Annotated in this window: 22 protein-coding genes and 2 tRNA genes; 6 read left to right on the top strand and 18 right to left on the bottom strand. The window is 66.8% G+C overall.

Going from position 1 to position 19,973, the window contains the following annotated elements; genetic code table 11:
- Positions 1-14 precede the first annotated feature (14 nt).
- Positions 15-953, top strand: coding sequence for a sugar nucleotidyltransferase (locus BLQ43_RS04360; RefSeq protein WP_090018902.1), 939 nt, complete (start codon positions 15-17; stop codon positions 951-953).
- Between the two features lie 27 nt (positions 954-980).
- On the opposite strand, the gene rfbD is transcribed toward BLQ43_RS04360, so the two are convergent.
- The 5 genes from rfbD to BLQ43_RS04385 all read right to left on the bottom strand — a co-directional run bounded on the left by rfbD (position 981) and on the right by BLQ43_RS04385 (position 4,630).
- Entirely contained in the window at positions 981-1,886 is a 906-nt protein-coding gene (rfbD, locus tag BLQ43_RS04365; protein WP_090018903.1) for a dTDP-4-dehydrorhamnose reductase, read from the bottom strand.
- A gap of 24 nt (positions 1,887-1,910) precedes the next feature.
- Entirely contained in the window at positions 1,911-2,468 is a 558-nt protein-coding gene (rfbC, locus tag BLQ43_RS04370; protein WP_090018904.1) for a dTDP-4-dehydrorhamnose 3,5-epimerase, read from the bottom strand.
- Positions 2,469-2,712: 244 nt separating this feature from the next.
- Positions 2,713-2,946: a hypothetical protein gene (locus tag BLQ43_RS04375; RefSeq protein WP_143006158.1), complete on the bottom strand. Its 234-nt coding sequence runs from the start codon at positions 2,944-2,946 to the stop codon at positions 2,713-2,715.
- Positions 2,947-3,203: 257 nt separating this feature from the next.
- Positions 3,204-3,845: a Crp/Fnr family transcriptional regulator gene (locus tag BLQ43_RS04380; protein ID WP_176758515.1), complete on the bottom strand. Its 642-nt coding sequence runs from the start codon at positions 3,843-3,845 to the stop codon at positions 3,204-3,206.
- A gap of 416 nt (positions 3,846-4,261) precedes the next feature.
- Positions 4,262-4,630, bottom strand: a complete 369-nt coding sequence (locus BLQ43_RS04385; RefSeq protein ID WP_090018907.1) for a helix-hairpin-helix domain-containing protein — start codon at positions 4,628-4,630, stop codon at positions 4,262-4,264.
- 491 nt (positions 4,631-5,121) lie between these two features.
- Here BLQ43_RS04385 and BLQ43_RS04390 point away from each other — a divergent pair, with 491 nt between their 5' ends.
- Positions 5,122-5,832: a LuxR C-terminal-related transcriptional regulator gene (locus tag BLQ43_RS04390; RefSeq protein WP_090018908.1), complete on the top strand. Its 711-nt coding sequence runs from the start codon at positions 5,122-5,124 to the stop codon at positions 5,830-5,832.
- A 14-nt stretch (positions 5,833-5,846) separates the two neighbouring features.
- Here BLQ43_RS04390 and BLQ43_RS04395 read toward each other — a convergent pair whose 3' ends face one another.
- From BLQ43_RS04395 to BLQ43_RS04410, 4 genes are all read right to left on the bottom strand, one after another.
- A complete protein-coding gene (locus BLQ43_RS04395) occupies positions 5,847-6,497 on the bottom strand; it encodes a response regulator transcription factor (protein ID WP_176758516.1) in 651 nt (216 codons plus the stop codon).
- A gap of 533 nt (positions 6,498-7,030) precedes the next feature.
- Positions 7,031-7,107, bottom strand: a tRNA-Arg gene (locus BLQ43_RS04400).
- Positions 7,108-7,123: 16 nt separating this feature from the next.
- Positions 7,124-7,429, bottom strand: a complete 306-nt coding sequence (locus BLQ43_RS04405; protein WP_090018910.1) for an ETC complex I subunit — start codon at positions 7,427-7,429, stop codon at positions 7,124-7,126.
- Positions 7,430-7,464: 35 nt separating this feature from the next.
- A tRNA-Pro gene (locus tag BLQ43_RS04410) sits at positions 7,465-7,541 on the bottom strand.
- Positions 7,542-7,648: 107 nt separating this feature from the next.
- Between BLQ43_RS04410 and BLQ43_RS04415 the strand changes: the two genes are divergently transcribed.
- Positions 7,649-8,311 carry an O-methyltransferase gene (locus tag BLQ43_RS04415; RefSeq protein ID WP_090018911.1) on the top strand — a complete coding sequence of 221 codons (663 nt, stop codon included), beginning with the start codon at positions 7,649-7,651 and terminating at the stop codon, positions 8,309-8,311.
- Here the strand turns inward: BLQ43_RS04415 and BLQ43_RS04420 are convergent.
- Genes BLQ43_RS04420 through BLQ43_RS04460 form a run of 9 tightly spaced genes read right to left on the bottom strand, consistent with a single transcriptional unit; the run spans position 8,308 to position 15,932 of the window.
- On the bottom strand, positions 8,308-8,772 hold the full coding sequence (locus BLQ43_RS04420) for a DUF192 domain-containing protein (protein WP_090018912.1): 465 nt from the start codon (positions 8,770-8,772) through the stop codon (positions 8,308-8,310). The genes BLQ43_RS04415 and BLQ43_RS04420 overlap by 4 nt on opposite strands.
- A 26-nt stretch (positions 8,773-8,798) precedes the next feature.
- Positions 8,799-9,932: an acetoin utilization protein AcuC gene (locus BLQ43_RS04425; protein ID WP_090018913.1), complete on the bottom strand. Its 1,134-nt coding sequence runs from the start codon at positions 9,930-9,932 to the stop codon at positions 8,799-8,801.
- 57 nt (positions 9,933-9,989) lie between these two features.
- Complete coding sequence (gene mnhG / locus BLQ43_RS04430; RefSeq protein WP_218119117.1) at positions 9,990-10,373, bottom strand: monovalent cation/H(+) antiporter subunit G; 384 nt, start codon at positions 10,371-10,373, stop codon at positions 9,990-9,992.
- Positions 10,370-10,714 (bottom strand): monovalent cation/H+ antiporter complex subunit F, encoded by a 345-nt coding sequence (locus BLQ43_RS04435; protein WP_090018914.1) that lies wholly within the window; start codon positions 10,712-10,714, stop codon positions 10,370-10,372. The genes mnhG and BLQ43_RS04435 overlap by 4 nt, the downstream gene beginning before the upstream one ends.
- The gene (locus BLQ43_RS04440; protein ID WP_090018915.1) at positions 10,711-11,226 is read right to left on the bottom strand and encodes a Na+/H+ antiporter subunit E; all 516 of its coding nucleotides are present in this window, start codon (positions 11,224-11,226) and stop codon (positions 10,711-10,713) included. The genes BLQ43_RS04435 and BLQ43_RS04440 overlap by 4 nt, the downstream gene beginning before the upstream one ends.
- 20 nt (positions 11,227-11,246) lie before the next feature.
- Positions 11,247-12,749, bottom strand: coding sequence for a Na+/H+ antiporter subunit D (locus BLQ43_RS04445; protein WP_090018916.1), 1,503 nt, complete (start codon positions 12,747-12,749; stop codon positions 11,247-11,249).
- Positions 12,746-13,186, bottom strand: a complete 441-nt coding sequence (locus BLQ43_RS04450; protein WP_090018917.1) for a Na+/H+ antiporter subunit C — start codon at positions 13,184-13,186, stop codon at positions 12,746-12,748. The genes BLQ43_RS04445 and BLQ43_RS04450 overlap by 4 nt, the downstream gene beginning before the upstream one ends.
- A 2-nt stretch (positions 13,187-13,188) precedes the next feature.
- Positions 13,189-13,608, bottom strand: coding sequence for a Na+/H+ antiporter subunit B (locus BLQ43_RS04455; RefSeq protein WP_090018918.1), 420 nt, complete (start codon positions 13,606-13,608; stop codon positions 13,189-13,191).
- Complete coding sequence (locus BLQ43_RS04460; protein ID WP_218119118.1) at positions 13,608-15,932, bottom strand: putative monovalent cation/H+ antiporter subunit A; 2,325 nt, start codon at positions 15,930-15,932, stop codon at positions 13,608-13,610. Before BLQ43_RS04460 ends, BLQ43_RS04455 begins: the two co-directional genes overlap by 1 nt.
- Before the next feature lie 220 nt (positions 15,933-16,152).
- Between BLQ43_RS04460 and BLQ43_RS04465 the strand changes: the two genes are divergently transcribed.
- From BLQ43_RS04465 to BLQ43_RS04475, 3 genes are all read left to right on the top strand, one after another.
- Entirely contained in the window at positions 16,153-16,965 is an 813-nt protein-coding gene (locus BLQ43_RS04465) for an SRPBCC family protein (protein WP_090018919.1), read from the top strand.
- A 170-nt stretch (positions 16,966-17,135) separates the two neighbouring features.
- Positions 17,136-17,603 (top strand): (2Fe-2S)-binding protein, encoded by a 468-nt coding sequence (locus tag BLQ43_RS04470; RefSeq protein WP_090018920.1) that lies wholly within the window; start codon positions 17,136-17,138, stop codon positions 17,601-17,603.
- 4 nt (positions 17,604-17,607) lie between these two features.
- Positions 17,608-19,968 carry a xanthine dehydrogenase family protein molybdopterin-binding subunit gene (locus BLQ43_RS04475; RefSeq protein ID WP_090018921.1) on the top strand — a complete coding sequence of 787 codons (2,361 nt, stop codon included), beginning with the start codon at positions 17,608-17,610 and terminating at the stop codon, positions 19,966-19,968.
- The last annotated feature ends 5 nt before the right edge of the window (positions 19,969-19,973 follow it).

Consider the following 19,973-nt stretch of genomic DNA (forward strand, 5'->3'; position numbering starts at 1 on the left):
CGAGGGAGCGTGGCATGAAGGGCGTCATCGTCGCCGGCGGGAGCGGCACGCGGCTGTATCCGGCCACCCTTGCGGTGAACAAGCAGTTGCTGCCCGTCTACGACAAGCCGCTCATCTATTATCCGCTCAGCACCCTCATTGCCGCCGGGATCGACGACATCCTACTGGTCGTGCGGCCGGAGGATCAGGCGCGGTTCGAGCAGCTGCTCGGCGACGGCCGCCATCTCGGCATCAGAATCCGCTTCGCCGTGCAGGCGGAACCCAAAGGCATCGCCCACGCCCTTATCGTTGCGCGGCCGCATCTGAACGGCGAGGGCGCGACCGTGATGTTGGGGGACAACATCTTCCTCGACCCCGATCTTCCGGCACACCTTCGCGCCGCCGCCGGCAAGCCCGGCGGCCACGTGGTGGCCACGTGGGTGCGGTCCCCCGAACGTTACGGGGTGGTCACGCTCGATGCCCAGGGTCGGCCGCTGGAACTCGTGGAAAAACCTGATCCGGCGCCTTCGAATTGGGCCGTGACGGGCGTTTACGTCTACGACTCTCGCGCGAGCGAGGTAGCGGCGAACCTGACGCCGTCGGGCCGCGGCGAGCTGGAAATCACGGACCTGAACGCGTGGTATCTGGACCGCGGGGAACTGACGGTCCATCGGCTCGAAACGCCGGACAGCTGGATCGACGCCGGCACGCACGACGCGATGTTGGCTGCGGCCTCGCACATCCGGGCCCTGGAACGGGAAGACGGCGGAAAAATCGGCTGCGTCGAGGAAGCCGCGTACCGTGCTGACCGCATCAGCGCCGACGCATTGCGCGACCTCGGCGCTCGGCAGGCGAAATCCGGCTACGGCGCCCATCTGTTGAAAATCGCTGAAACTGCAGGCGATCGTGTCGGAACTGGGGCCGGCAACCGGGCCGATATCGGGCGGAATCACGCAGTCAGCCCGTCCGCTTGATACGAGATCCCGCCAAGTCGGGCTGGATCACCAGCCGCTGTCGAGGAGCTCCGTGACGACACGGGCGAGGCTGTCCTGCCATGGCGGCACCGTGATGCCGTACATGGCGGAGAGGCGGTCGCACGAGAGACGGGCGAATTGCGGCCGCGCCGCGGCCGTCGGCCATTGGTCGGTCGTCACGGGTTCCAGCGTCGGGATGGCGCGCCCGGGTTGCGTCCGTTCCGCGACCGCAAAGACGTGTTCTGCCAAGCCGTACCACGACGTCCAGCCGCTGCCGGTGCAGTGAAACGTGCCGTACAGGGTGTTGTTCGGCCCATTCATTAGACGGTCCGCAATGTCGAGGCAGGCGGCCGCGAGATCGTGCGCGGCCGTCGGGTTCCCATATTGATCGGTGACGATTCGGAGCTCACGGCGCTCCGCACCGACCCGCAGCATCGTCTTCACGAAGTTGTGGCCGAACGCGCTGTACAGCCACGAGGTGCGCAGGATCACATGCTGCGCCAGGATGCTGCGCAGCGCTGCTTCGCCGGCCGCCTTGCTTTGGCCGTAGACGTTAATTGGCGAAACTTCGTCCTGTTCCGTGTAAGGTGCGCGTTTCCGACCGTCGAAGACATAGTCCGTGGAAACGTGGATCAAGGCAGCATTCACGTCGCGGCACGCGTTTGCGAGATGAACCACGCCATCGTCGTTGAGCCGGAACGCGGCCGTCGGCTCGCTCTCGGCCTGATCCACGGCCGTGTACGCCGCGGCGTTGATCACCACCTTCGGATTGATGGCGGCGACCACTTCGGAAATTGCTGTGGCGTCCGTCACGTCCGCCTGGTCCCGGCCGAGGATGGCGAGCGCACGCCCCCGATATCGCGCCGTGCGCTCGAGTTCCCGGGCGAGCTGACCGTTGCGACCCACGACGAGGATGGCGGATGTCGAGGTCATGGTCGGGACCACCGTGTCCGTGGCTCAGGTGAAGAAATGTGGCAGATCCCGCAAACGCGGATAGCTGCGGTCCTTGTCCGACAGAACCGCATTGTCGCCGCGAACGGGCCAATTGATCGCGAGGTCCGGGTCGTCCCAGCGCACGCCGCGCTCGTGCTCCGGCGCGTATCCGGCGGTAACGAGGTACACGACTTCGGTATCGTCGGTCAGCGTGCAGAACCCGTGCGCGAAGCCTTCCGGGATGAAGAGCTGATTCCAGGCGTCGGTGCTCAGGGTATGGCTTACGTGCTGGCCGAACGTGGGTGCGCCGGACCGCAGATCGACGGCAACATCCAAAAGCCGGCCACGCACCACGCGGACCAGTTTCGCCTGCGCGTAAGGTGGGATCTGGAAGTGGAGCCCGCGGACCGTGCCGGCCGTTCGGGACAGCGAGTGATTTTCCTGCACGAATCCGGCCTCGATGCCGTGTGCTTCCAGCCTGGCGGCGTTGAACACTTCCGAGAAGAAGCCGCGGCTATCCGCGAAAATCCGTGGAACAACCTCTTTGATCTCAGGGATCGCCAGCGACGTAACGGATACCATCCGGCTTGCTCCTGGTGCCGAACCGAATGGCCGTCAACCTAGCCACAGTCGCATCGCCGCGCATATAGCTCTTCGGCGCAACGGCCGTCGACCAAAACCGCCTGCGGCCGGTGCAATCCGCCACCCTCAGCGACCAAAGTTTTAGCATAATATGGATTATGCGCGCGTCTTGGCTGCACTTTTCAGCGATCCTCTCGGCGCCCTGGCATCGCGTGACACGGCCGCCATTCGTCAGCGATGGCCTTTAACGGTACTGGCGGATATGTCCGGTTATTCGGTCCACCGTGAGCCACAGCGCCGTTGCGCCAGACTGGCCGACGAGATGCACGCGAGCCACCTGGTCGTCGACGAGTTCGATTTCCTTAATGCGGAAGTATGGGAGCTTCGCGGCCCGGAAGCGCTGCTTCACGCTTTCCCGAATGGCGCTCTCCGTGAGCGATCGGCAGGCCGGCGCGGCGTCGGCATCCTGGGCGTGCATCTGGACAACCTCCCCGTTGCGCACCGCCTGTCACGGCGACGTCGTGCGGATGACCGGCGCCCCGTTTGCCGCCCATTCAGACGGACCCCTGTCTTGTGTTTGGTCGGTCGACAGGTTCCTGACCGCTTGTGGTTTTTGATATCGGTCAGCAGTCCCTCGTTATGTCGGTGATGCACCAATTTCGAGGGAAACGAAACCTGTCTTTCGGCGTACTGCGGGCGGCCTACCCGAAACGCGCCGCCCGCGGGTCAAAGGGGTCAGCTGTTGTACAGGGCGTGCAGCCGGGGGCGATCCAGGAGATGCAGCGTCCCGTTCGCCACCCGGGCAATGCCCGCCTGACGCAAGCGCGTGAGCGTGCGGCTGACATGGACATTGCTCAGGCCCAGGGCGTCACCGATGTCTGTTTGTGTCAGCGGACACGGGCACACGGGCCCATCGGTCAGTCCGGCGCGCTGGGAGCGGTCGAAGAGCTCCAGGAGGAACGCGGCAACCCGCTCGATCGCCGTGCGCCGGCCGATGTTGACGAGGTGTTCGCTCAGCGCGGCATTGTGGCCGGCGAAGAGCGAGAGGGCGTGGCGGCTCATGCGCGGTGACGCTGTCAGGCACGTCAAGAGGCGTGCGTGGTCGAAGACCCACACGGACACCGGCGTCACCGCTTCCGCGGCACACGGCATCGTGGCCCGTGCGTGCGGGAAAAGCCCGAGTACGTCCCCGGGCAAGAAGATGTCGATCACCTGGCGCCGCCCATCGGCCAGCAGTCGCGAGGTCAGCGCCCATCCCTCACGGACCTGAAAGATCTCGGTGCAGGGTTCGTTCTCGCTGAAGAGGAGCGCCCCTGCCCCATACCCCCGGGCGGGCTTCCGGCTCGGGTCCAGGGCGGCCCGTTCCGTCTCCGACATCCCGGGAAATGGGGGCCGGTCAACCGCGGCACAGGTCCCGCACGCGTCGGCGGCAGCGTGTGTACGCGAGAATGCCCGTGTCATTGGCCCACCCAGGTCGGCGGCATCCCGAGCGGGAGCCGGAACAAGGCTGTGTTCATCGGACTGCCGGCACTCACCTTGGGCGGAACGGCCGTTGGCCCGGCCGTCCAAAACCTCCCGCGATGGTTCGAACCGGGAGAGCACCCCGATGGCCCGCGATTGCGGGGGGAGATTATTGCAGACGCCGCCGTGTTTCGGAGCTACACATCGGAATAAGCGCGTACGCCCGGTTCGCGACCGAAACACCTACCCGGGTCGGTCCCGCACAACATGGCCCGGCTGCGCGACTCCGCGACCGGTCCGCAGGCACGCAAACACCCTGCGCTCATTAGCGCTTAACGGCCTTGTTCCCCGGCAGTGCGAGCGCGCGCCGCGTCGATCCATCCCCGGACACGCTTTTCGGAGATGCCCGGTTGGTCCTTTCGCAGTTGAGCGGTCAACTGCCCGGGATCGGCCGCCGCCAGGTCGGCGAAACGCGAGACACCGTGCGCTTGCAGCTTTTCCTGCGTGGCGGGGCCGATTCCTTTGATGGCTGTCAAGTCATCACCCGCCTCGGTCGCGGGTGCAGCGGGTTCCGCCTCGTGCGCCTGGCCGGGCGCTTGCGATTCCGTTCGCGCGCTGTGCTGTTCGCCCGGCGCGTCCGGTGTTTTCGGCAGCCACCAGAAAAGCAGATCCAACCAGTTCTTGAACCACTTCGTCATCATCGCGCACCTCTCCTTCGTCAGGCTCGCCGCAGATGGCGGGATGCCTGCATGACCTTGATACGGATAACTCTTTCCAAACGAAAGGCACTCAGGTCGAAAAAGGGGGCGATACCATCGTCGTTAGGCCGCCATGCGGACAAAAGCTGTCCATTCATACCACCTCCGGGCTGCGTTTGGCTGAGACACCGAAGCTGCTTTTGTTTGGAAGGCTCCAAATGAGCCTTCTAATCTTAGCCAGACAGGTCCGAACACAAAGAATGACAGGATGTTCCCAAAAATACCTATTCTGGTCATCGTTCACGGAGCGCATTTCTCGAAAACGTCATCCCGTTTTCGGAAAAAACGCATTACCCAAATTTTATGCTCGTATCATTGGTGGAACCCGCAGTATGCTCATAAACCACCAGGGGCGTGACGCGTGCGGGCTCAACGTTAGCCGCGGCACTTAACTGGCATCAGATGACCATGCTCCAACGCGAGGATCAAAAACGATGCACATGGTCCAGCTTCCGCAGGATGCCCAGATCGAAACGACAATACACACGCATATCATCGATGCCGACCGCCTCTCACGGGACGGGACAGCGCGAATTCTCGCCGGCTCACGGTTTTTTGTGGCTGGGGAACACTCAGACTTGGAGTCCTTTTACCGTGCCACCAAAGACGGTCAGAATCCCAAATCGCTGCTCATGATCGATGCGAACGCCCTTCCCGAGGATGTCGCGGAGACCTTCAGCGCGTTGCGCCAGGTCACGGGCGGTGCGTTCCTGGTTGTGCTGGCCACAGCTCGGCAAGGCGAGCTTCTCTATCCGTGTTTCAATGCCGGCGCCGACGGCTGCATTCTGAAGACGATCTCGGGGGCAGCGCTGATTCCGAGCCTCAATCTGGCCACGCTGGGTCAGCGGATCTTCCCGACCCAGTTGCTGGCGTCCGTGATGCACACGGCCACGGCTGGTCCGCGGCCCCATACCGGGCCAACCCCCGCCGCTGCGCGGCTATCGAATCGGGAGCAAGACATCCTGCGATGCCTGTCGGCAGGTTGGTCCAATAAGCAAATCGCCAACCGTCTGGACCTCACCGAGTCCACGGTCAAAGTCCATCTCAAGAGCATCATGCGCAAAATCGATGCCCGCAACCGGACGCAAGCAGCGATCTGGGCCCTGCACTACGGCGTTTCGCCTGAAGACGAGCGGCAGCCATGATCGGGCCCAACGCCTCAACGCTCGTACCGGGGCACCTTGTCGGCCATGTGTGTGTAGAGAATCGCAGCCTCCGTCCGATTGCGAACGTGGAGCTTTCGGAAGAGTGAGCGCAGATGCCCCTTCACGCTGGCCTCTGAAATCCCGAGCATGGAAGAAATCGTCCGGTTGTCGGCCCCCTGCCCCAGCAGCGCCAGGATCGCCATTTCGCGCGATGTCAGATGATGGATCAGGCGCAGACGCAGGGCGTCGGCAACCGGCACGGCCGACGCGCCGCGCGGCATCACGGCGTAGCCATGGTGAGCCAGATAGATCACCGCCCCGGCCACCTCGAGCTGCCGGTCCCGCACGAGGATTGCGTCCACCTGCTCGATCAGCCGGGGAACCCGCGCGATGTCCGCTTCCGGAACCATGAGAACGACCGTGTGGCCGCGGCTCAGCCACTGGAACTTTTCTTCGGAGAGACTTCGCAAACTCTCCGGATCCGCGAGCACGACATCGTAGCTTCCGCCGCTGCGCTCGAAGAACGCAGAAATGCCATCGTAGCTTTCAGCAGTACACTGCGGCCCGCGTTCCACGGCGAAGGCAACCTCTTTCGCCAAGTCGGGATCAGCGCTGATGACCGCCGCGCGCAGTTGCGGTGCCGTTCCCTGGGTGCTCGCGGGCACTGTTACCTCCGCTTGCATCGCGAACGTGCGATGCCATTGGCGGCGGACCTGGAGCCACTGGACCGCACGGTGTCGCCGCATCCGGCGAGCGCGCCAACTTCACCGCCCAGATGAGCAGCATAGAGAATGTGCGGCAAATATGGTTGTTCTCATTGGCAGCAATTTTTGGATTTTCCGAACGACATTCCTCGCCTTTTTAGGCTTAATTCGATCAACATAGCGCTCTTCCGGTAATATAGGGAAGGGATCAGGATTGGCCGTATCCCACAAAGGGATGGATCACAGAGAAACGGGAATGGCGTTTTTAACTTATTCGATTTAAAATTTTTCGTGTAATAAATGCTATAGCAATTCGTTTGTTCCGATAAAAAAACCAAACGCGCGCCGTCCAGCAAGGTGGCGATTCGTGGCGGCTTGACCGCGCGACGTTGACTGCTCCGCCTCACCAAGCGCCATCGCGCCCAATCGACCGGATACCGCGAATTTGGCGAATAAGCCAAATAAGAAGGCCGCTTGAAATGACCCAGCGGAGGTGGTGCGCCCAGGAGGACTTGAACCTCCAACCCCGGGATTAGAAGTCCCGCGCTCTATCCTGTTGAGCTATGGGCGCACAATCGCAGCGGGCGTTAGTGGGTCCACATCCCCAAACGGCCGTAGGTGAAATTGTCCCCGTACCACTTGGGTTTCACCGTGCGGCGGCGTTCCGGTTCCACGGAGTACATGTAGCCCTCGCGCTCGCAGTGACGGATCGCGTCTTCCTTGCTCGGGAAAAACAGCCGCACCTGCGTCTGCGTATCGGAACTGGTCGTCCAGCCCATGAGCGGCTCGACCTCGCGTTTGTGCTCGGGCTCGAACTCGAGAACCCAGTGGTCGGTGCGGGCCTTGCCGGACTGTGTCGCGGACTTCGGCAGCTGATAGATGCGGGCCTGCATGGCGGCGCCATTCCCGTGCTGTGGAGCGCATGTGCTGGTCGGGGCGGCAGGATTCGAACCTGCGGCCTCCTGCTCCCAAAGCAGGTGCTCTGCCAGACTGAGCTACGCCCCGCGCTGGCTCCGTGCATACTAAACCGGCACGGTGCCCGGCAAGATGTGGCGCTTGCGGCTTCAGCGCGCGCGTTTCTAGGCTGCCTCCCACAGCACACGGAGGATAGCATGTCGACGCGCTCCATCGGGCTCGACGACGCGCTCACGGCGTATGTCCACCGGGTCGGCTCGCGCGAGACGGAGGTTCTGGCACGGCTACGCGAAGAGACGGCGGCGCGGTCCGACGCGCACATGCAGATCGCGCCCGAACAGGGTCAGGTCATGCACCTCCTTGTCGAACTGATGGGCGCGCGCAGCGTCATCGAGATCGGTACGTTCACGGGTTATTCGACACTCTGGATGGCGCTGGCGATGCCGTCGGATGGGCAAATCCTGGCCTGCGACGTCGATCCCGAGGCGACGGCGATTGGCCAGCGCGCGTGGCGGCAAGCGGGCGTCGACGACCGCGTCGAGCTGCGCATCGCGCCGGCCCTGGAAACCCTCGACGCGCTGCTGGACGACGGCCAGGCCGGCGCCCACGATCTCGCCTTCATCGATGCCGACAAGGAAAGGTACCAAGCCTACTACGAGCGCTGCCTACAGCTGCTGCGTCCCGGCGGCCTGATCCTGGCGGACAACACCCTCTGGGGCGGCTCGGTGGTCGATCCGGCCAAAACCGATACGGCCACCGAAGCCATCCGCGCGTTCAATGCCAAGCTCGGGGAGGACGACCGCGTCACCCTCGCCATGACGCCGATCGGCGACGGCCTGACGCTGGCGCGCAAACGCTAACCGCCGCCACCGAAAACCGGGTGCCGCACACGGTCCCCGGGCTCGAGGCCGAGGCGAGCGGCCGTTCCGGCGCGCACTTCCAGGACCGCCTTCACGGGCTTGCCGGAGCGGATGCTGGCCCGCGATTCCGGCTCGGCGTCGCGGTGAATGCGGCGGATGCGCCCATCCGGCCCAATGAACAGCATATCGAGCGAAATGAAGGTGTTCTTCATCCACATGGCCACGCGGCGCACCCGCGGGTAGACGAAGAGCATCCCGTGGTCGCGCGCCAGCTCGCGCCGGTACATCAGCCCCCACGCTCGCTGATCCTCGGTGCGCGCAACCTCGACCGTGAAGGTGTGACGCTCGTCCGGGGCCGCGACGATGGTGAGGCTGTCCGTCGGAAACTTGGGCGCACCCTGCGCCTGAAGCGGTTGCGGGGTCGAGACGGCGAGCAAGAGGCCGCCAACAACGCTGAGCATCGCAGCAAGAACGGCCGACCCGCCCGTCACGGCGCCATTGCGGCCCGCACCGCGGCACGAACGTCCTCGCGCACGGGCCCATGGCGCGGCGCGTCCGCCAGCGTGGTGAACCAGCCAGCATCCGCCCGGCGCACCCAGCTGTGGCGCCATTCCAGCCCCCGCAACAGCCGTTCGCTCTCCGGCGGCAGGCGGCGCGGCACCTCCAGATCGTTCAGCACAGCCCACATCCCCGTCCAGCAGCGTGCCACGGACCACGGATTGTAGCCGCCGCCACCCAGGCACAACAGCCGCGGCGCCAAGCGTTTCACGGCTGCGACCACGCTCCACAGCGCGGTGTTCGACAGCATCAGGCCGGACAGCGGGTCCTCGGCGACGGCGTCGCTGCCGCCCTGCACCACCACGGCCTCCGGCTCGAACCATTCCACCAACGGAATGAGTCCAGCTTCACACACGTAGGCCATCTCGCTGTCGTTAAACCCCGCCGGGACCGGGATGTTCCGCGCCATGCCGCCGGCCCGGTCGGCAGGACCGCCGCTGGCGGCGGGATCGCGGCTGTTCCGCGTCATTGGCCAGCGCCCGACCTCGTGGACAGAAACCGTGAGCACACGGTCGTCCTCGGCGAACGCATCCTGGACGCCGTCGCCGTGATGCGCGTCGATGTCCAGGTAGACGATCTGCGTCAGCCCGCCGTCCAACAGCGCCTGCAGCGCCAAAACGGGATCGTTGAAATAACAGAAGCCGCTTGCCCGGTCGGGCCTCCCGTGGTGTGTGCCGCCGGCCGGGCTGTAGACGCATCGCACACCGGCCAGCAGCAGCGACGCGGCATGCAACGATCCGCCGCAGGCAGTGGCGGGCCGCCGGAAGATCTCGGGAAAAACGGGGTTGCCACGCGCGCCCAGGTGATGGCGCATCTTCACGGCGTCCGAGACCTGTTGCGTACGTTCCGCCGCCTGCACGGCAGCGATGTAGGCGGGATCGTGGAAGCGGGCCAGTTCGGCAGGCGTGGCCCGCGGACTGTCGTGATAGACCGCATCCGGCAGCCAGCCGAGGCTGCGGCACAGGTCGAGGCAGCTCGATACGCGCGGAATGGCCAGCGGGTGCTTCCGGCCGTAGCTGGAATGCCGGTAAATCTCGCTGGCGATGAACTGCGGCGCGCTCACCGTCCCTCGCGTTTTCCCTCAGCTGCAACCTTCGGCCTGGCCCAGCGCCCGGCCCGCTCACGCGTCGTCGTTGTCGCGCGGCCGCGAGCGCAGCCGGTGCTCCGACCCTTGATATCGGCCGCGCAGCTCGTCGATCGAGGTGCCGCGCCACAGCGGTACGCCGGAAATGTACGCGGCCCGGCCGAGCAGGTGCGCGGCCACCGGCGCCGTCATGATCAGGAAGAGGATGGCGGCCAGCGCGCGCAGGACCACCCCCGGTTCGCCGGACCAGACGGCGACGCCCACGAGCACGAGGCCGGAGCCGAGCGTTCCCGCCTTCGTCGCCGCGTGCATGCGCAGGTAGACGTCGGGCATGCGCACGAGGCCCAGCGCGGCACTGAAGACGAAAACCGCGCCGGTCATCGCGGCCAACCCGGCCAGGATCTCCGCGATCAGGCTCATCCCTCGCGCCCTCCGTCGCGGCCACCGAGGCTGTCGTAGCCGTGGTCCAGCTCACCGCCGCGCCGCTCGATCAGGCGCGCGAAGAAGACGGTCGCCAGGAATGCCACCAGTCCCAAGGCGATGGCGATTTCGAGATAAAGCGTCTCGCCGGTGGCCAGGACGCGCAGCGCGATGAAGCCGATGGCCAGGATCGCCAGCATGTCCAGCGCCACGACGCGGTCCGCCAGGCTCGGTCCACGCACGAGACGGACCAGGGTCAGCAACAGGGCCGCGACCACGAGGACCAGGGAGATCGCGACCGCGATGCCCAGAAAGCCGTTGCTGCCGAAGAATGGGCTCATTCGAACGCCTCGCGGATCCGGTCCTCGAAGGTGCGTTTGAGGTCGTGCTTGTCCGCTTCGGGATCTTCGATGGCCATGGAGTGGACGTAAAGCGTCTCGCGGTCGTCCGAGACGTCCATGCTCAAGGTGCCGGGCGTCAGCGAGATCAGGTTGGCGAAGACCATGATCTCCAGATCGTCACGCGCATCCAGCGGCACGGCGATGATTCCCGACTGGAATTGCAGGCGCGGCGTGTAAACGAGCTGCAGAACCTGGATCGCAGAGACCACCAGTTCGTAGATGAAGGTCCCGGCCAGCGACAGCACGCGCCGGAAGCGCGCGAAGTACAAGGTGTCCCCCCACAGCCCGCGCGGAATCCACAGCGCAATGCCCGCCAGGACATAGCCGATCACGAGGTTCAGCCCGCTCAGCGTGCCGGTCACCAGCACCCACGCCAGGGTCAGGATTGCGTGCAGGACAAACAGGTTGACGGGCTGCCTGCGCAGGGGCGGCTGTTCGATCCGGCTGTCCATGTCTCGCCTCCCGCGCCCGGTCACGTCGCCTGCCCCAGGACGGCGCCGATGTAGTCGGATGGCGCCATGAGCTCCCCCGCCGATCGCTGCGCCACGCCGACCACGGGCTGCGCCCACAGCCCGATCAGGACAGTCAGCAGCGCCATCACAGCCAACGGGACGGCGGACATCGCCACCTGCCCGCCCCCGGAGACGGGTCCCGGGGCCTCGCCCGGCGCCGGGCGGTTGCGCCAGAAGCCGAGCGCCCAGACCTTCGCCATGGAATACAGCGTCAGAAGCCCGGTCACGAGCACGGCCGCGGCGATGATGAAGGCATCCGCATCCAAACTTGCCTGCACGAGCAGCACCTTGGGCCAGAAGCCCGACAGCGGCGGCACCCCGGCAAGCGACATCGCCGCGACGAAGAAGATCACCGCCAGCCACGGCCGCTCCAGGTACAGGCTGCCGAGCCGGTTCAGGTTGCCGGTGCCGGTTGCGCGCTCGATCACGCCGGCGGCCATGAAGAGCGCCGCCATGACCACGATGTGATGCAGCGTGTAGACCAGCGCGCCCGTCAGCCCCGCCTGGGTGTCCAGCCCCACGCCGGCCAGGATCACCCCGATGCCGCTGACGAGGTTGAAGGACAACACGCGCCGCACCTCGGTCTGCGCGATCGCGCCCAGCACGCCGGTCAGCATCGTCAGCACGGCGATCACGAGGATGAGGGCGTTCGTGTAGCTCTCGCCCACAGTGAAGATCAGCGTGAAGGTGCGCACCACGGCGTAGACGCCCACCTTGGTCAGCAGCGCCGCGAACACCGCCGACACCGCGGCGGCCGGCGTGTGATAGCTCGCCGGCAGCCAGAAGTAGAGCGGGAACACCGCCGCCTTCATGCCGAAGGCGATCAGGAACAACGTGGCGATCACCGCGATGCGCGCGGGCGCCTGGTGGTCCGCGACGGTGCGCCCAAGATCGGCCATGTTCAGCGTGCCGGTGACGCCGTAGAGCAGCGCGATGGCGCCGAGCAGCGTGGCCGTGGCCACGAGGTTGAGCACGACGTACTTCACCGCGCCGTCGACCTGCCGGCGCTCGCCGCCCAGGGCCATGAGGCCGAACGAGGCGATCACCATCACCTCGAACCAGACGTAGAGGTTGAAGATGTCGCCCGTCAGGAAGGAGCCGCCCACGCCCGTCAGCAGCGCGTGGAACAGGGGATGGAAGCCGAAGACCTCGCGCCCCGGGTCCAGGTCGGTGAGCGCGTAGACCGCCACGCCCAGCCCGATCACGGCGGTGACGAACACCAGCGCCGCGCTGAGGGTGTCGGCGACCAGCGTGATACCAAAGGGCGCGGCCCAGCCGCCCATCTGGACGGATGCGACACCGCCGCTGAGGACGCCCTGCAACAGCAGCAGCGTTCCCGCCACGAGCGCCAGCATGCCGACGAGCGAAATCCAGCGCTGCGCCCGGCCCGACGACCAGGCGACAAGACACAGGGCCGCCGTCAGCACGGGAACGGCGATCGGCCAGATCAGCAGCCACGTCATTGCGCCGCCTCCCGCTGCTCGGCACGCACGTCCGCCCCTCGGGCGCGTTCCTGACCGGCGGCGCCGGAGGGTGGGCTCTGATCGGCGTAGGGCGGCTCGGCTTCGCGCATGGCATCGACGTCGACGGTGCCCATCGAAGCATAGGCGCGGTACGTCAGCACCAGCGCGAACGCCAGCAGGCTGAAACCGATCACGATGGCCGTGAGGATCAGCGCCTGCGGCAGCGGGTTCGCCACCGGCCCGGCGGGCTCCTTGAGTCCGTCCGGCACCAGCGGCGGCGCGTTGCGCGTCAGCCCGCCGGCGGTGAAGATCACCAGATTGACGGCGTTCGAGAAGATGGCGATCCCGAGCAGCACGCGCACCAGATCGCGCGCCAGCAGCAGGAAGACCGCACACGCCACGAGAATGCCGATCGCGATTGCGAGCACAGGCTCCATGGTCACGCCGAGGCCTCTTCCAGTTCCAGCGCGATCGCCGTCAACGCGCCCACGACGACCAGGTACACCCCGATGTCGAACATGAGCGGCGTGGACAGCGCGACGTGCATGCTCAGGCCCAGGTGCGGTTCGTACCACAGCCCGGTCAGGAATGGCTCGCCGCCGATCAGCGAGAGCACACCCGACAGCGCCGCGACGAATAGCCCGAACCCGGCGATGGAGAGCGCCGGCACGCGCAGCGCATCCCGCGCCCACTGCGGCCCGAACGCCACGGAGTAGAGGATCACCGCACTCGCCGCGATCAGGCCGGCGATGAAGCCACCGCCCGGCTGATTGTGCCCGCGGAACAGGATGTACACCGAGAACATCAGAATCAGGCTCATCAGCAGGCGCGTGGCGGTGTGGAGGATGATGGAATGCATCAGCCGGCTTCCTCCCCGCCGCGCCGGCGGCGCTTGAGCATCCCCAGCAGCGCGGCCGTGGACAGCCCCGCGACCGTCACGACGAAGATCTCGCCCAGGGTGTCGAGCGCGCGGAAGTCGACGAGGATGACGTTGACGATGTTGTGCCCGTGCGCCTCCGGCACCGAGGTTTCCGCGAAGTACTCGCTAAGCCGCAGATCCAGCGGCGTCTGCACGACCGCGAGCAGCAGCACCGTCACCGTGGCACCCACGGCCAGGGACAGCGCCGCGTCGCGCATGTGCCCCGCGCGCCGGCGGAACGCCGTCACCTCCAGCGGCACGCGCATGAGCACGAGCACCAGGATCACGACCGTCAGCGTCTCCACCATGAACTGCGTGAACGCGAGGTCGGGCGCCGAGAAAAGCAGGAAGATCAGCGCCACCGCATAGCCGACGAGCCCGAGTGCCGCCACGGCGGCCACACGGCTGCGCACCACGGTCGTGACCAGTGCCCCGGCGATCAGGAGGGCCAGCGCCAACCACTCCATCAGCTCACCCGCCGGCCACGCGAACGCCCCGGGCCCGCCGCCGAGCGTCAGCAACGACCCGGCGACACCGGCCACGATCACGGCGAACGACACCCAGAGGTACTGGCGCAGATAGCCGGTTTGCTGGACGCGCGTCTGGATCGCGGCGAACCGTTCCAGCCCGGCGACGGCCTGATCGTAGCCGCGGTCCGGGCCCCAGCCGATTCTCCGCAGCGCACCTGTGATGCCGGCATGCACCCGGTCCCAGGTTAGATAGGTGGTGATGCCGATGGCCAGCGTCACGACGCTCAAAACCAGTGGCCAGGTGATGCCGTGCCACAAGTAGAGGTGACCGGCGCCGTGCTCCAGCGGGGCTTCGCTGAGGCTCTGCATCATCGGAAAGACGAAGGTCGCCGAGGTGACGGGATGGAAGATGCCCGCCAGGAAGCCCAGGACGGCGAGCGTCAGCCCGCCCATGGTGAGCGCCGGCGGCCCCTCGTGCGGATGCTTGGGCAGGTCGGGCTGCGCGCCGAAGAAGGGCCGGACCACCACCAGCCCGGCGGCGGCGACGGTCAGCGCATTCCCGAGCACGGCGGCCAGCGCGACGATGCCGTTTGTGTGCAGCGCGCCCTCGTACATCACCTCCTTGGCGATAAAGCCGATGAAGGGGATGATCCCCGACATCGACAGGCCCGCCAGCACCGCCGCCGCGAAGCTGATCGGCATGGCCGAGCGGAGCCCGCCGAGCGCGCGGACATCGCGCGTGCCGGCCTCGTGGTCCACGGTGCCCGCAATCAGGAACAGCCCGCCCTTGTAGAGCGCGTGCGTGATGAGGAACGCGGCGGCAGCCTTGTAGGCCAGCGGCGTGCCGATGCCGATCAGCATCACCAGTGTGCCCAGGCCCGCGACCGTCGAATACGCCAGGATGCGCTTGAGGTCGGTCTGACTCAGCGCCAGCACCGCGCCTGTCAGCATCGTGGCGCCGCCGAAGATGACAAGCGCGTCGAACCACAGCGCCGTGCCGCCCAGCGACGGGCTCAGCCGCGCCAGCAGGTAGACCCCCGCCTTCACCATCGTGGAGCTGTGGAGGTAGGCGCTGACCGGCGTGGGCGCCTCCATCGCGTTGGGCAGCCAGAAGTGCAGCGGCACCTGCGCCGACTTCGAAAACGCCCCCAGCAGCACCAGCACCGTCATCGCGGCGTACATCGGGCTCTCGCGCAGCACCTCGCCGGCCTGGTTGAGGTCCGACAGCGCCATGCTGCCGCCGGCCACGGCGCTCATGATGAGCAGCCCGGCCAGCAGCGCCAGCCCGCCGGCGCCCGTCACGACCAGCGCCTGCATGGCCGCCCGGCGCGAGGGTCCCTCGCTGTGGTTGTAGCCGATCAGCAGGAAGGATGTGAGCGACGTCAGCTCCCAAAACACAAAGAGCGTGATGATGTTGTCCGCGAGCACCACGCCCAGCATCGCCGCCATGAAGCTGAGCAGGTAGAGGTAGAAGCGCCCCATCTGCCGGTCGCCGTGAAGGTAGGCGCCCGTGTAGATGACGACGAAGGTGCCGATGCCGCTGATCAGCAGCGCGAACAGCAGCGCCAGCCCGTCCACGAAGAAGGAGAGCGACACCCCGATCGCCGGCACCCAGGGCGTGGCGAAGCGGAGGGTTTCTCCGGCCGCCACCGCCGGCAGGAAGCTCAGGAAGTAAACGAAGAGCGCCGCCGGCAGCAGCCCCAGCAGCCACGACGCGCGCTCACCCAGCGTGCGCAGGATGGTGGGCGCGAACGCGCCGAGCACGAAACCGGAAAGAACGGCGGGCAGCATCATGGCGCTTGGCACCCAAGGATGGAACCTGAGGAGACCCGGGCTCGCACCAGCGGCGCGTCCGCACGGTCGCGGTTATCGGGCGCGCACCTTATGGCCCCCCGGACGGGGCATGCAAGTTGTTCGCAGCCCCGCGGTTGCCGCCGGTCCGCGCCATCATTAGACCGACCAAGGATGGCCGCGGTTTTCGCGGGGGCGAGCAGCAGTCAGGGAGGACGCCGCCATGGAAATGACGGGCGAGCAGCGCATCGCCGCGCCGCGCGAGCGCGTTTGGGAAGCGCTCAACGATCCCGAGATTCTCAAGCAGTGCATCCCGGGCTGCCAGTCCATCGAAAAGAGCGACGAGAACAGCTTCGCGGCGAAGGTGAAGGCCAAGGTCGGGCCGGTGAACAGCACCTTCTCGGGCACGGTGACGCTGTCCGACCTCAACCCGCCGGAAAGCTACACCATCTCCGGCCAGGGCTCCGGCGGTGCGGCGGGATTCGCCAAGGGCTCGGCCCGGGTCTCGCTGGAAGAAGACGGCGGCGAGACGATCCTGCGCTACACCGTTGACGCGCAGGTGGGCGGCAAGCTGGCCCAGGTGGGCCAGCGCCTGATCCAGTCCACGGCCAACAAGTACGCCAAGCAGTTCTTCGACAGCTTCACCGAGAAAGTGGGCGCCGCCCAGGCGGCGGAAACCGCGGCCGAAGCCGAGCAACCGCAAGCGGAAACCGCCCCGGCAGCCGAAGCGACCGAGCCGCCGGCCACCGGGGAAGCGCCGGCTGCGGCGCCCGCAGGCGAGACTGCCGCCCCGTCCCCGGAAGCGGAGGCAACCGCCGGCGCCGGCACCACGGCCCGCGCGCAGTCGCAAGCCCCGCAGGAAGCCGCGGAAACCGTGGCGGAAACGGCGGGCGGCACCACGCAGCCGGGATCGGAGTCCCAGCCCGCCCAGGAGCCGAGCGCAGCGCCCGAAAATCGGCGCGGCTTGGACCCGAAGATCTGGGTTCCGGGTCTCATCGCCCTGATCGTGATTCTCCTTGCGATCCTGAGCGCGTAAAGACGCGCATTCCCCGGCGTGAGCGCGGTTGACCGGGCTAGCCCCGCGGCCACAACATTCCACCGGCAGCATCGGCGGCGAAGAACCGGGACACCCCACGAACGACCAAAGATCCGGCAACGCCGCGCCGCCCGTGCATTCCCGACACGGCGATCGACAGGGAGAGATCGATGCCCGAGGTGACCATGACCGTGAACGGGGAGCAGGTAACGCGCGAGGTCGAAGCGCGCACGCTGCTCACCGATTTTCTGCGCGAAGACTTGGGCCTGACCGGCACGCACGTCGGCTGCGACACCAGCCAGTGCGGCGCCTGCGTCATCCACGTGGACGGCGTCTCGGCCAAGGCGTGCACGATGCTGGCCCTTCAGGCCGACGGCTGCGAGATCACGACGATCGAGGGGTTGGCCGAGAACGGCGAGCTTCACCCCATGCAAGCGGCGTTCAAGGAACACCACGGCCTGCAGTGCGGCTTCTGCACGCCCGGCATGGTGATGAGCGCCATCGACCTGGTGAACCGGACGGGCGATCCGGACGAGGCCACCGTCCGTTCCTGGCTCGAAGGCAACATCTGCCGCTGCACCGGCTATCACAACATCGTGAAAGCCGTTCAACACGCGGCCCGGGAGATGAGGGGGTGACGCCATGCCGGACAGTGGCACGACCGTTCTGCGCAAGGAAGACAACCGCTTCCTGACCGGCACCGGGCGCTACACCGACGACTTCAACCGCGCCGGTCAGGTCTACGCAGTCTTCGTGCGCGCCGAGCAGCCGCACGCCCGCATCGCCGCCATCCACACCGAGGAGGCGCGGAACGAGCCGGGCGTCGTGGCGATCTTCACGGGCAAGGATCAGGAAGCCGACGGCGTGGGCTCTCTGCCCTGCGGCTGGGTGGTCACGGACAAGCACGGCAACCCGAACAAGGCCCCTGCCCACTATCCCCTGGCGCGCGACAAGGTGCGCTACGTCGGCGACCACGTGGCGGTGGTTATCGCCAAAACCTACAGCCAGGCGCGCGACGCCGCCGAACTGGTCGAGGTGGAGACGGAGCCGCTGGAGGCAAACGTCGACCCGGCCAAGGCGCTCGAGGGCGCGCCCGCCGTCCACGACGACGCGGCCGACAACCTCTGCTACGACTGGGAGCTGGGCGACCAGGCGGCGACCGCGCAGGCGTTCCAGCAGGCCCACCACGTCACGAAGCTGGACCTGCGCAACAACCGCTGCATCCCCAACGCCATCGAGCCGCGCGCCTGCCTCGCCGAGTACGATCCGGGCACGGACGAATACAACCTTACCACCACCAGCCAGAACCCTCATCTGGAGCGGCTCATCCTGTCCGCCTTCGTGCTCGGCATCCCCGAGCACAAGCTGCGCGTCCACTCGCCCGACGTCGGCGGGGGCTTCGGTTCCAAGATCTACGCCTATCCCGAGGAGACGACCTGCGTCTGGGCGTCCAAGAAGCTGGGCGGCAAGCCCATCAAGTGGACGGCCCAGCGCGGGGAAAGCTTCGCCGCCGACGCGCACGGGCGCGACCACGTCACCCACGCGGAGCTGGCGCTGGACGAGCAGGGCCACTTCCTGGGGCTGAAGGTGGACACGATCGCCAACCTGGGCGCCTATCTGTCCAACTTCGCCACCTCGATCCCGACCTACCTCTACGCCACGCTGTTGGCTGGCCAGTACACGACGCCCGCGATCCACTGCAACGTGCGCGGGGTGTTCACCAACACCGCGCCGGTGGACGCCTACCGGGGCGCCGGGCGCCCGGAGGCCACCTACGTGGTCGAGCGCATCGTCGAGCGGGCGGCGCGGGATCTCGGCATGGACCCGGCGGAGATCCGCCGGCGCAACTTCGTCCAGCCCGACCAGTTCCCCTACCAGACGCCGGTGGCGCTGACCTACGACAGCGGCAACTACGAAAAGGGTCTGGACGAAGCCCTGCGCATGATCGACTACGCCAACTTCGATCGGCGCCGGCAGGACTCCGAAAAGCGCGGCAAGCTACGCGGCATCGGCTTTTCCGCCTACATCGAGGCGTGCGGGCTCGCTCCCTCGCAGGTGGTCGGGCAGCTCGGCGCCGGCGTGGGCCTGTGGGAGTCCGCCCAGGTGCGCTTCAACGCCACCGGCACGGTCTCGGTGTTCACGGGCTCGCACAGCCACGGCCAGGGCCACGAGACGACCTTCGCCCAGGTGGTCGCCGAGCGCTTCGGCCTGCCGGTGGAGAACGTGGACATCGTCCACGGCGACACCGGCCGTATCCCGATGGGCATGGGCACCTACGGCTCGCGCTCCCTGGCCGTGGGCGGCTCCGCGATCTCGCGCGCCTGTGACAAGGTGGTCGACAAGGGCAAGAAGATCGCCGCCCATCTGCTCGAAGCGTCCGTGGACGACATCGAGTTCGACCGCGGCAGCTTCCGCGTGGCGGGCACGGACAAGGCCAAGTCCATCGGCGAGATCGCCTTCGCCGCCTACGTGCCGCACAACTACCCCGAGGGCGTCGAACCCGGCCTGGACGAGACGGCCTTCTACGATCCGTCCAACTTCACCTACCCGGCCGGGGTGCACGTTGCCGAGGTGGAGATCGACCCCGACACGGGCGACACCGAGATCGCGGACTGGGTGGCCGTCGACGACTTCGGCACCGTCATCAACCCGATGGTTGTCGAGGGACAGATCCACGGCGGCATCGCCCAGGGCGTCGGCCAGGCGCTGATGGAGGAAGGTGTCTACGACGCCGACGGTCAGCTCGTCACCGGCTCCTACCAGGACTACTGCATGCCGCGCGCGGACGATCTGCCGTCCTTCCGCATCGGCATGATCGAAACGCCCTGCCCGCACAATCCCTTGGGCGCCAAGGGCTGCGGCGAAGCCGGCACGATCGCGGCCCCGGCGGCGCTCATGAACGCCATCACGGATGCGCTCGGCACGGACGAGATCTCCATGCCGGCGACGCGGGAAAAGGTCTGGCGGACGGCCCAGCGCCGGCTGCAGCAGGCGGCTCAATAAGGAGG

This window comes from Limimonas halophila, assembly GCF_900100655.1.
Lineage (GTDB): Bacteria > Pseudomonadota > Alphaproteobacteria > Kiloniellales > Rhodovibrionaceae > Limimonas > Limimonas halophila.